Here is an 11,494-nt window from a genome sequence, read left to right on the forward strand (position 1 = left end):
CCATGCTGCATAAGAGAGAATATTTCGAACAAATGGTCAATGACCCAAGGAACCCAAGTCATTGGCATGCGCTATTTTTGGACAGGAGCGTACCCTTTAGCCCGGATGCAAAGGCCGCATTTCTTTACGATTCTGCAAGCAAGAGCAGACAATTCCTTTATCCGGTCGCAAAAGTATTCGCCAGGCTGTCAATCGTGCTGATGCAGTTGTTTAAGATCTTTATCCCCAACTTAATCAATGCGCCCAGGATGTTGCATAAATCATTGTATTGGGGAATGAAGTATTTCATCACTCCGGAGGCTAATTTTGTTATCCTCAGGCATTTTTACTTAGGATCTGAAGTGCTGCGTTTCATCAAAGACAATGTAGACGGTGCGGAAAAAATTCCAATGAATCCGCTAAAGCCCCTAGCTGTCAGCGACGTAAAAGACAATCTATTTTTAGAACATGACCTAAACTTGTACAATTTCATCATCAATCTTAATAACGCGATAGCAGAACAGGGCCTTAAAATTGTCAAGAAGGAAAACCCTGACTTTACTGCTATCACCACCGGGGAAATTCCCTTTTCCGATTTCCGGGACGGCTGGACAAATTTTATTGATCTGGGAACGGCAATCGAGATCTTTACTCCTGTTTATCAGTTCTACTTAACCGATAATGATTTCTGGAGGGCCACCAATTCATTACAACTGGATGAAGTCATTGGTATCTACGCCAGTACCATTATGGATTGTCCGGAAAAACTGACAGCATTGAACAATAAGCACCCGATGATTCCACTGCCTACTGCCGGTGCCGCATTTCGTCTGCTGCTTCATGGCTTCTCTACTGAAGTGTTGCACGCGATGCTTGTACAGGCCAAATTGGAATCGGAATCCAGACTCACTACATCTTACTGAGGATCTCCTTCTTCTTAGTATCAAATTCTTCCTGAGTAAGAATGCCTTCGTCCAGCAACAGTTTCAGTTTCTGTAGCTGAGTTACCGGATCAGTATTGGCCTGGTAGCTGCTCAATGTTTCTTTTTTATCATCCAATACCTTACCCATCTCCATACCGAAGCCCAGTTGTAGTCCTGCACCTGCCAGTCCGCCTTCATTTCTGGCTGCATCTCTCAGCGCTTTTAATTTCTCTATCTCTACATAACTCAAACCAGCCTCCGCAGCCGCACGGCTGTCTGTGGTTAGATCTGCAATCTTGCCAATCCTTTCTTGTGTAGCGGGATCGAATGAAGTGCCCTGAATCCTGAAGTCTTTCAGTTCAAGACCTAGTACAGCATATTCTGCATTAAGTTTTTCCCGCAATGCTTTAGATAATACTTCCAATTGGGCATCAATATCTAAATAGGAGAATTTGGCTTGAGCCAGGTAGGAGGTGAGTACCGCTGGAATCCTGGAGTTAAGAAGCGACCGTGCCTCTGAAGTGCTATACCTGTCTGCCGAGCCAACTATGTCTTTAAATAATAAAAGTGGATCTGCAACGCGCATCGAATAGTTTCCGTGCATTCCCAGCTCTACCGGAATCTGATAAACCGCATCCAGGTATTTGATTGGGCTGGCTGTTCCCCAGGACTGGTTCACTACTTCTGCTTTCCTATAAAAGTAAATGTGCAGTTTGTGTTCACTTTCAAAGAACTGTGCAAATTTCATCAGGTTGGTAATGAATGGGTGATTTTCGGTCTGCAAATTAAGCACACCATCTTCCTTAATCACATCTTTAATCTGTCCTTCATATACCAGAATACAGCCCTGACCTGGCGATACGATGAGCTTACTCGCATTCTTGATCTCGGAGGTAGGCACAGGAAATTTATATAGCAGGAGTTCTGGTTCCTGATCCTTCCATTCAATTACTGTAGCAAGTTGTCTTTTGAAAAAATCTCCTAATCCCATGGCTTAATCGAGTTTAAAATTACCGGTTTGAATTCCTTTATTGTCGTAGAAAAATAACTCATCACTATCAGCTACTGCGATGTAGCCGGATTTATAGTTCAGTACACTTTTGAATTTCTGGTCCTTTGGCAAATCGGCTGTCCACTCAGGAGTACCGGTACTGCTGTTGATCTTCTGCATTTTATAAGCACTGTTTGGGGCGGCATTTGCTTTAAAGCTGATGATCAGCGTCCCACCTTCGTCCAATAAAACCTCTGGTGAGAAATAAAGCCTTTGTGGCGTGAGGTCTTTCCAGTCGATAACCCTTTCCGAGGCCTTCATATAACTATCAAACAAAACCTTTCTATAAGGATCGCGGTCTGTAAATATCCCCGAACCACCGTAGTCTTTTCGCCAGGAGATGTTATCTGGCACATCTTTTGGCCCTGATCCATTGTCTTTATATCTGATTTTTAGCAGCATCAGTTTGTCCTCGGGATAGTCTGAACTCTGTCTGGTAAATACATGGATAGTTTTTTCTTGCGCACCAGGAAGGAGATTGCTGAAGCCGCGTCTGGCATCGTAATAATCGTCCTCCTTGTAAAGTTTCTGCACCAGGGGATAGTAGTAAAATTTCTTTCCATCATTGCTGAGCAAAACTAGTCCGTCACCATTATCAGAATAGACAAATTCAACTGTAGCCACGCCAATTTGAAGTTCCTGTTTGGCTGAGAAAAACTTCTTGCCTGCTTCCACCAGCTTCAGCCTTTCCTTGTCAAACTGGTAAAGGGTGGTTTTATCTATAATGACATACATGTTGCCATCATTGAAACTGCGGATGCTCACGTTACTGCCCGAAAAATTATCATCACCGACTTTTTGCGCAGCAAGCTCTTTCTTAGCGAGCGGATCGTATACAACCAGGTAAAGGCCATTGTCTTTTTCTTCCGAACTGGCCCGGTAGCGACGACTCTCGAGTACCATAAAAAGTGGCTGGTCTGTGCCTGATTTGTGAAACAACTGAGGATTGTACCTGCTGGCACTAAAGCCCTGCTCTTCAGGTACGCGTTCTGTCACACTATAGGTTTGTGCAGGGCTGTTGCTACTGTTACTGCTACTGAAAACTGCCGACAAGATGTTGATCAATATGACCAGCAACATGATCACACCAAATACAATGGCCACAACTTTAATTGCCTTCTTACTGGCATCATTTCCGAAGGCAGGGTTATTATTGTGATTATAGTTGTGGTTGTAGTTTATCGTGACATCGTCGTCATCCAGAAAATATTCTGTCTGGCAGCTATTGCACCTGTAGAAATCAGGCTTGATCTCGGTTTTATCTGTACTTCCGCATTGCGGGCATTTGATGACTTTAATTTGTTTGGCCATTTAAAAAGCGTTTGTGTTCAAGGTAGACTTAAACACAAACAATTTTTAGTCCAAAAAACTACCGGAAAATATAAAATAATAAGGCCATGATCAGGAAGAGCAACAAGGACAAGAATTTATAGTTGCCAATTCCTTTCCAACCTGGCGCCTCCAGGGATTTAAAGGGCGAGCCCCAGTACAACTTTCTGCTTTCCACAGTATGCTTTGCCGGATGAAGAAATGAAAAAACAGTCTGCACCAGCATGCAAAAACAAAACAGGTAAAAAGCCATCATCATGAAAGGAATACCGCTGAGTGGGTTGCCCGGCAAGAGCTTATTGATTACAAAAATAAACAGCCCGGCTGCCGATCCGATCCATAAAGTGTATTTCGCAGAGGATGCTGAAGCTTTTTCCCAGAAAATACCCATCAGAAATACGCAGGTGATCGGCGGGGCTATATGTGCGATGATCTCATTGAGGCCATTAAAAATACTTTCATAGCTGTTCAGCAGCGGCAATAAAGCCAAAGAAAACAGCACCGCGACTATAGCAGAGATTTTACCGACAGATACCAGCTCTTTTGCAGAAGCTTCCGGCCGGTATCTCTGGTAAATGTCGTAGCTGGCCATGGTTGAGATGGAGTTTAAAGCCCCGGAAATCTGGCTCATCAGACCGGAAATAAGCGCAGCTACCAGAATGCCGATTAGTCCGCTCGGCACCAGTTGGGTGATCATTAGTGTGTAAATCCCCTTACTTTTTAGTACCTCTTTTCCATTTTCCATCACCTTCAGGCTACTGAGGTCCATTTGCCCGCTTTTTGCCAGCGTATAAGCAAAGAGTCCGGGCAGCACAAAGATGAAGACCGGGAGTATTTTAATGAAGCCACAAAATAAAGGCCCGAGACGTGCATGGTTTTCATCTTTTGCTCCTAAAACCCGCTGGACGATCGTCTGATCGGCACACCAATACCAAATCCCGATCACCGGATAACCCAAAAAAACCGAATACCAGGGCATGCCGCTTTCATCGCCATGCGGACGCATCATGGACAATTTATCCAGCTGATCGTTTTCGCTGAGCACCTGAACCATGGGGGCCCATCCGCCCATTTTGAGGTAGGCAGCGATGCTCATGATCACCGCACCACCCAGCAGCACAATGGTCTGTATGGATTCCGTCACCACCACAGCCCTGAGTCCGCCGATTACAGTATATACCGCAGTCAGCAACGAAATGATGATCACACTCGTATACATATCTATACCAAAGAGCGTTTCCAATACGATACCACCAGCAAGCAGGGAGAAAGCAATATGGATGATGACTGCAGACAGGATGGAGACGAAAGCCAGCCAGTCTCGGCTTGATCGGTCGTAACGCCTTTCCAGGAAATCCGGTAATGTGCTCACCCCGGATTTAATATAGAAAGGTGCGAAAAACAAAGCCAGCAGGATCAGCACAAAAGCAGCCATCCATTCAAAGTTACCATTGAGCAGCCCAGTATCAAATCCGCTCTGTGCCAGGCTAACCAGATGTACACAGGAAATATTAGTAGCGAAAAGTGCAAGGCCAATCACTGGCCATTTGAGTGTTTTACCTGCGAGAAAATATTCACCAGCACTATCTTGTGCAACAGCCTTCCTCGTGCCAGCCCAAAGGCCTACCGCTACTATTCCAACAATATAGGCGACGATGATGATGAGGTCTAATGATCCGATCATAGCTTAGTTAAGATAAATTAATGAAATCGCAACTACTGCCAGGCTCTTGCGGAGTCTGATAAACACCATGTCTGATTTTCGCGGGCTGCAAAAAATACTTTTGCAGGTGGGGGATATGTTCAAGAAACAGGGCTTCGTGGTTTAAACTGATGTGGTTGAACAGCACCAGATGTTGATGCAACTGTCCCATATCACCAACATGTGGCACTACGGGAATGCCGAATTTTTTACAAAGCAGGCTGACTGTGATGAATTCGCTGACCCCACCAACGCGCACCGCATCTACCTGGATAAAAGCTGCTGATCTGCTCTGCAGATAGTTCTTAAAGATGATCCGGTTGGGCACATGTTCTCCCAAAGCCAGTTTCATAGGAGAAATGGCTTCGGCAAGCACCTGATGTGCAATCACATCATCCGGATGGGTGGGTTCTTCAATCCAATAAGGATTCATAGACTTCAATTGGGAACAAATCCTGAGCGCCTGCGGCAGGGTCCATTGCTGATTGGCATCCAGCATTACTTTGATCTCGGCGCCTGCGACTTCTCTTACGATATTTGCCCTACGGATATCGCGTTCAGGATCGGCAGAGCCCACCTTGAGCTTCATCGCGGTGAAGCCTTCTGCTATCGCCTTTTTACAATTTTCCCGCACTTTATCATCGCTATAATTGAACCAGCCAATCGAGGTATCGTAGCCCGGATATCCGGTCTTCAGTATGGCTGATCTCGTTTCCCTACCTGTCTGGTTTTCCTTCAATAAGGCAATCGCTTGCTCAGCGCTAAGCTCCTCTTCCAGGTAGGATAGGTCGAGCGTAGCGACCAGGGCTTCCGGACTCAGGCTGGTCAGCAACTTCCAGAGAGGCTGCTGGCGTTTCTTTGCCCAAAGGTCATAACAGGCATTGGTCACCGAAGCCAAAGCCAGATGAACCACGCCTTTATGCGGACCCAGCCAGCGGAATTGCTGTTCGTTGGAAAACTGGTAAAATAGAGTCCCAAAACCGGCCATAATTTCTTCGATGTCCTTACCGATCAGTTTGTCGGCGTAATACTTGGCCGCCTGACATACCAGCTCATTTCCCGCACCCAGGGTAAATGCAATTCCGGTACCTACGAGCCCACCTTCGTCGATCAGTTCCGTTACCGCATAAGAATAAATGGGATCTTTATGCACTGCATCGCTTCCGGCACTGCCGTCAAGTTCAAAACGGCGGTCGCGAATGGCTATTTTTCTAATCATAAGATTTCTGGTTTACTTCCTGGTGTTTTTTGTACCCCAACTCTGCGCCTCCGCTGACCGGAAGAATACATCCGGTAATGAACCTCGCCTGTTCAGATATGAGGAAGAGGCAGGCATCTGCAATAACATCTCCTTCAGGACAATAACCCAGCGCATGAATGCCGTCCGGGTAATCTTCAATCGAAGCACTGTTGGGCTGCTCTCCGCTCCAGCTGCGCAACATAGGGGTCCACACGCCAGCCGGCGCTACAGCATTGACACGGATGCCATATGGAGCGTAATCCAGGGCCATAGATTTGGTTAGGGAATTGACAGCTCCTTTAGTAGCGGTATAAGCGGCATGAATCTCCTGACCGATCTCAGCAACCAGACTACTGGTATTCAATATATTCCCAGAATTCTTTTTAAGCTCAACTACACCTGCAAGTGTGGTATGGTAAATGCCTTTTACATTGACAGCGAACAGTCGTTCCCATTCATCATCACTGGTATCATCGAGTGTCTTCGATGGCGCAGCAATTCCGGCATTATTGTGAATCACATCTATGCGGCCAAACTGCTTTAAGGCCTGCTCCATTGCTGATTGTACTTCAGTGTATACGGCCACGTCGGCCTTTAGATACAGGATATCAGGATGCCGTAGTAAAAGTGTCGCTTTTGCAATGCTATCCGGAGAATGACTAAGGATGGCCAGTTTGGCTCCATGGCGATGGTACAACCTGGCACACTCGAAACCGATACCTTCGGTGCCCCCGGTCAGAAAAATGACTTTGTCTTTAAGTTGATTCATGTGGAAAGTAAAATTAAAGTCCATAGTAATTAATAGGAATGGTCAATCCACTTATTTAAATGGACTATCTGACGATCTAAAGATTTTTTATATACATTAGTGCCGATGGAATATCCTATTAAATAACTCGGTACTATGGGCAAATCAGCGAAAAGAAGAAACGGCTTCGAAGGCGAAAAAATGATCAGCCTTCCGCAAAAACTCTGGAAAGATGCAGTAATTCGCCATCCGGAGATCTTCAACCTTTATATCACACATATCGGCTATTTCCCCAAAGCTTCAGCACATTATAGAGAAAGAAGGAAGGGTTGCGAAGACAACATACTCATTTATTGCCTGAATGGAAAAGGACATTTTATCATCGACGACAAACGTTTTGAAGTATCTGCAAATCAGTTTATCCATGTGCCTGCAACGGACAAATACATGAGGTACTGGGCAGACGTGGTAGAACCATGGACTATTTACTGGATCCACTACCGTGGCAGCAGTATGGAGGCTTTCAATAACCTTTTGAATGTACACATTGGTAAGGGTCCGCAGCCCATCCCATTTAACCAGAAAGGCATCGACATCTGGAACAGTATTTACAAGAGCCTCGAAATGGGTTATAGCATAGATAACCTTTGCAACGCAAGTTTTTGCCTGCATCATTTTCTGGCGACCTTCTTTTTCACAGACAAACACATTGTCACTGAAGAGGAAGCAGGAACAGATATGATTACGGAGTCGATCCTGTACATGAAAGCAAACCTGGATCAAAAGCTAAGTGTGGACGATATGGCCGCCAATCATCATTTTTCCAATTCACATTTTTCCAGTCTGTTCCGCAAAAGCACAGGAATGCCGCCCATCGATTATTTCCTGCACCTAAAAATGCAGAAGGCCTGTCAATTGTTGTTTTCTCAAGATATAAAAATCAAGCAGGTGGCCATGCAACTTGGTTACGAAGACCAATATTACTTTTCGAGGATATTTAAAAAGTATATGGGCATGTCGCCCGAACAGTATCGTTTGTCGACGAAGAAATTCTAGAACCTTCATTTTGCAAGAATAGTCCATCTCCATGAAGGCTTAGTCCATTTTTTAGCTCCTGCACATTTAATAGCTTTACCTCCGTAATCAACCGAATATACTAATCCATGCACCTAGAATCCATTAGTGTGAACAGAAAATCTTTACTGACACTTTTATTATCTTGCCTGCTTTCGTCCAGTCTATTTGGACAGCAGAAACCACTCAAATTGACATCCGATATCCCCGCAGCGACATGGGAATCGACATTCCCTATGGGCAACGGCAGATTGGGCATGACACCCGATGGTGGCATCAAAAAAGAAACCATCGTACTGAACGACATTACGTTGTGGTCCGGAAGCCCACAGGATGCAAATAATTACGAGGCGTATAAAAGCCTCCCCGAAATCAGGAAGCTGATCATGGAAGGGAAGAATGAAGAAGCTCAGGACCTCGTCAACAAAAACTTTGTATGTAAAGGTCCGGGTTCAGGCGGTGCGCAATGGGGGAAATACCAGACCATGGGTGCACTTCAGATCGACTATAACTACAAAACACCAGCAGGGTCAAACGAATTGAAAACCAGCAATTATAAACGCGAACTTTCGCTCGACCAGGCGATTGCCACAACCGAATACACTTTAGATGGCAACAATTTCAAGCGGGAATACTTTACCAGTTTTGATGACGACATTAGTATGATCCGCATTACAGCGACTAAAGCCGGAAGCTTGAACTGCAGAATTTCCTTAAATAGACCAGAGCGCTTTGCAGTTAAAACTGAAGGTAAGGAACTGCAGATGTACGGCCAGCTGGACAATGGAACCGACGGTAAGGGAATGCAATACCTTTGTAGGGTACAGACCAGGTTGAAAGACGGGAAGCTCAGCAGCACATCAGATGCGCTGGTTGTAGAAGGTGCTACCGAGCTGATCATCTATTTGTCGGCAGCCACAGATTTCAGAGGATTTGATTTTAAAGCACAAACTAAGTCCATTTTACAGAAAGCGGTTACCAAACCATACGCCTTGCAAAAGGCCAACCACATCACCAGGTTCGGCAAATTCTTCAAGCGGGTAAGCCTCGATCTGGGCGAAGGTGCGTCTTCAAAATTGCCGGTCATCAGCAGGTTAGATCAGTTTTATCAGCATGCTGACGACGATCCTGCACTGGCAGCTTTGTTCTTTCAATTTGGACGCTACCTGACCATCAGCAGTACCCGGGTAGGCTTGTTACCTCCCAATCTGCAGGGCCTTTGGGCAAAGGAAATCAATACGCCCTGGAATGGAGATTATCACCTGGATGTGAACGTACAGATGAACCATTGGCCAGTAGAGGTAACGAATTTATCAGAGCTTAACCTCCCGTTAGCTGACCTGGTTAGGAATCTGGTAGAACCCGGACAGCGTACAGCAAAAGCCTACTACAATGCCGAGGGCTGGATAGCGCATGTCATCACCAATGTATGGGGTTTTACAGAGCCCGGCGAAAGTGCATCCTGGGGCGTGGCCAATGCCGGTTCTGGATGGTTGTGCAACAACCTTTGGGACCACTATGCTTTTACCAATGACCTGGCCTACCTGAAAAGCATTTACCCCATATTAAAAGGATCTGCCCAGTTCTACAGCAGCGCACTCGTGAAGGATCCTAAAACTGGTTGGCTGGTCACATCGCCCTCAGTATCACCGGAGAACTCCTTTTACCTGCCCAATGGAAAAACTGCCAATGTATCTATGGGACCTACGATAGACAATCAGATCGTCAGAGAGCTCTTTGGCAATGTGATAACGGCAGCTAAAAGACTAAACATCGATCCTGAGTTCAGAAAACAACTGGAAGAAAAATTGAAATCAGTTCCTCCGGCAGGTGTGATCAGCAAGAGCGGACGCATCCAGGAATGGCTGGAAGATTATAAAGAAACAGATCCGCAACACCGCCACATTTCACATCTTTATGGCCTGTATCCTGCTTCACTCATCACACCATCACAGAGCCCGCTACTGGCGGAGGCCGCAAAGAAGACATTGGAGGTCAGGGGAGATGATGGCCCAAGCTGGACCATTGCTTATAAGTTATTGTTCTGGGCAAGACTGAAAGATGGGAACCGGGCTTTCAAACTACTGAAGGAAATCCTGAAGCCGACCAGTCGGACGGATATCAATTATGGAGCAGGTGGCGGAGTGTATCCAAACATGCTTTCAGCAGGACCTCCATTCCAGATCGATGGAAATTTTGGAGCTACAGCCGGTATTGCGGAGATGCTGATCCAAAGCCATGATGGTTTCATAGATCTGCTTCCGGCAGTACCGGATGCCTGGAAGTCTTATGGAAACGTAAAAGGCTTGAAGGCAAGGGGCAATTTTGTGGTGAATTTTTCCTGGAAAAATGGGAAAGTTATCAGTTATCGCATATCTTCACGTTCCGGAGCCAGAGTAAAAGTGATGGTGAACGGAACAATGAAGGAAGTTGTAGCACACAAATTGTAACCTAATATAAAATGAAAATGAATCCAATTAAAGCCCTTAAGGGGCTTTGTTTTTTGTCGTTGCTGCAGTTTTCCGCAGTAGCGCAGGAAGGTAAGCCTGAATCCAACAGGTTCACCAAGGTTGTCCTGGCCCAAAAACTGGAAGAGCCGATGCAGTTCCAGATTATGGAGGGAGGGAAAGTATTGTATGCCGAAAGAAAAGGTAAACTCAAAGTTTATGACCCCGCAACCAATAAAATGGAGGTCATTGCCGATCTGCAGGTAAGCCGGGAATATGTAAAGAAAAACGGTGAACGTGAAGAAGGTGAAGATGGACTGCAGGGTGTGATCCTGGATCCTGACTATGCCACTAACCACTGGATCTACATCTTCTATTCTCCTAAGGCAGAATCGGTAAACCGTTTGTCGCGCTTTACCTGGAAAGGCGGAAAGCTCAATCTTGCCAGCGAAAAAAAGGTTCTGGATGTCGTCGTACAACGAGAGGAATGCTGCCACGTAGGGGGAGGAATGCTGTTTGATAAAGACAAGAACCTGCTATTGAGTACAGGAGACAATACCTTTTCCAGATCCTCCGATGGCTTTACGCCAATCGATGAACGCCCGGGCGAAGCGCCCAGAGATGCGCAAAAATCATCCGGCAACACCAATGACCTGAGGGGTAAGATCCTGAGGATCCATCCCGAAGCGGACGGTACTTATACCATTCCCGAGGGGAACCTTTTCCCTAAAGGCACACCGAATACCCGTCCGGAGATCTACACGATGGGCAACAGGAATCCCTGGCGGCTCACTATCGACAGCAAAACCAACTGGCTCTACTGGGGAGAGGTGGGGCCTGATGGTTCCAATGGTTCAGAGAGTAGAGGACCCCGTTCTTATGATGAATTTAACATCGCTAAGAAGGCAGGCAACTACGGCTGGCCATATTTTATCGGCGATAACCAGGCCTACCGTTACTACGATTTTGCCACAAAGAAATCAGGCGAACTTTACGATGCG

9 protein-coding genes are annotated in these 11,494 nt (G+C 45.9%); 4 read left to right on the top strand and 5 right to left on the bottom strand.

Annotated features, from left to right (window positions below):
• Positions 1-2: 2 nt before the first annotated feature.
• Positions 3-902 (top strand): DUF6999 family protein, encoded by a 900-nt coding sequence (locus WAE59_RS23915; protein ID WP_337858524.1) that lies wholly within the window; start codon positions 3-5, stop codon positions 900-902.
• On the opposite strand, the gene WAE59_RS23920 is transcribed toward WAE59_RS23915, so the two are convergent.
• From WAE59_RS23920 to WAE59_RS23940, 5 genes are read right to left on the bottom strand one after another with little or no spacing between them, the layout of a single operon-like run.
• Positions 889-1,893 (bottom strand): SPFH domain-containing protein, encoded by a 1,005-nt coding sequence (locus WAE59_RS23920; RefSeq protein WP_337858525.1) that lies wholly within the window; start codon positions 1,891-1,893, stop codon positions 889-891. The two genes, WAE59_RS23915 and WAE59_RS23920, sit on opposite strands and share 14 nt — an antisense overlap.
• Before the next feature lie 3 nt (positions 1,894-1,896).
• Entirely contained in the window at positions 1,897-3,264 is a 1,368-nt protein-coding gene (locus WAE59_RS23925) for a hypothetical protein (protein WP_337858526.1), read from the bottom strand.
• A gap of 58 nt (positions 3,265-3,322) precedes the next feature.
• Entirely contained in the window at positions 3,323-4,966 is a 1,644-nt protein-coding gene (locus WAE59_RS23930; protein WP_337858527.1) for a sodium:solute symporter, read from the bottom strand.
• Between the two features lie 7 nt (positions 4,967-4,973).
• Positions 4,974-6,203, bottom strand: coding sequence for an enolase C-terminal domain-like protein (locus tag WAE59_RS23935; RefSeq protein WP_337858528.1), 1,230 nt, complete (start codon positions 6,201-6,203; stop codon positions 4,974-4,976).
• Positions 6,196-6,993, bottom strand: a complete 798-nt coding sequence (locus tag WAE59_RS23940; RefSeq protein ID WP_337858529.1) for an SDR family NAD(P)-dependent oxidoreductase — start codon at positions 6,991-6,993, stop codon at positions 6,196-6,198. Before WAE59_RS23940 ends, WAE59_RS23935 begins: the two co-directional genes overlap by 8 nt.
• Before the next feature lie 135 nt (positions 6,994-7,128).
• On the opposite strand from WAE59_RS23940, the gene WAE59_RS23945 reads away from it, so the two are divergent.
• From WAE59_RS23945 to WAE59_RS23955, 3 genes are all read left to right on the top strand, one after another.
• The gene (locus WAE59_RS23945; protein WP_337858530.1) at positions 7,129-8,028 is read left to right on the top strand and encodes an AraC family transcriptional regulator; all 900 of its coding nucleotides are present in this window, start codon (positions 7,129-7,131) and stop codon (positions 8,026-8,028) included.
• A 107-nt stretch (positions 8,029-8,135) separates the two neighbouring features.
• Complete coding sequence (locus WAE59_RS23950) at positions 8,136-10,496, top strand: glycoside hydrolase family 95 protein (protein ID WP_337858531.1); 2,361 nt, start codon at positions 8,136-8,138, stop codon at positions 10,494-10,496.
• 17 nt (positions 10,497-10,513) lie between these two features.
• The coding region (locus WAE59_RS23955) for a PQQ-dependent sugar dehydrogenase (protein ID WP_337858532.1) at positions 10,514-11,494 on the top strand (981 nt) is incomplete at its 3' end.

Origin of the sequence: Pedobacter sp. GR22-6 (assembly GCF_037402555.1) — a bacterium.
Classification (GTDB): domain Bacteria; phylum Bacteroidota; class Bacteroidia; order Sphingobacteriales; family Sphingobacteriaceae; genus Pedobacter.

What these genes read in the sequence shown, in the direction of transcription:
- WAE59_RS23920 (WP_337858525.1), bottom strand. Translation starts at nt 1,893, where the DNA reads ATGGGATTAGGAGATTTTTTCAAAAGACAACTTGCTACAGTAATTGAA.
- WAE59_RS23950 (WP_337858531.1), top strand. Translation starts at nt 8,136, where the DNA reads ATGCACCTAGAATCCATTAGTGTGAACAGAAAATCTTTACTGACACTT.
- WAE59_RS23940 (WP_337858529.1), bottom strand. Translation starts at nt 6,993, where the DNA reads ATGAATCAACTTAAAGACAAAGTCATTTTTCTGACCGGGGGCACCGAA.
- WAE59_RS23915 (WP_337858524.1), top strand. Translation starts at nt 3, where the DNA reads ATGCTGCATAAGAGAGAATATTTCGAACAAATGGTCAATGACCCAAGG.
- WAE59_RS23930 (WP_337858527.1), bottom strand. Translation starts at nt 4,966, where the DNA reads ATGATCGGATCATTAGACCTCATCATCATCGTCGCCTATATTGTTGGA.
- WAE59_RS23935 (WP_337858528.1), bottom strand. Translation starts at nt 6,203, where the DNA reads ATGATTAGAAAAATAGCCATTCGCGACCGCCGTTTTGAACTTGACGGC.
- WAE59_RS23945 (WP_337858530.1), top strand. Translation starts at nt 7,129, where the DNA reads ATGGGCAAATCAGCGAAAAGAAGAAACGGCTTCGAAGGCGAAAAAATG.
- WAE59_RS23925 (WP_337858526.1), bottom strand. Translation starts at nt 3,264, where the DNA reads ATGGCCAAACAAATTAAAGTCATCAAATGCCCGCAATGCGGAAGTACA.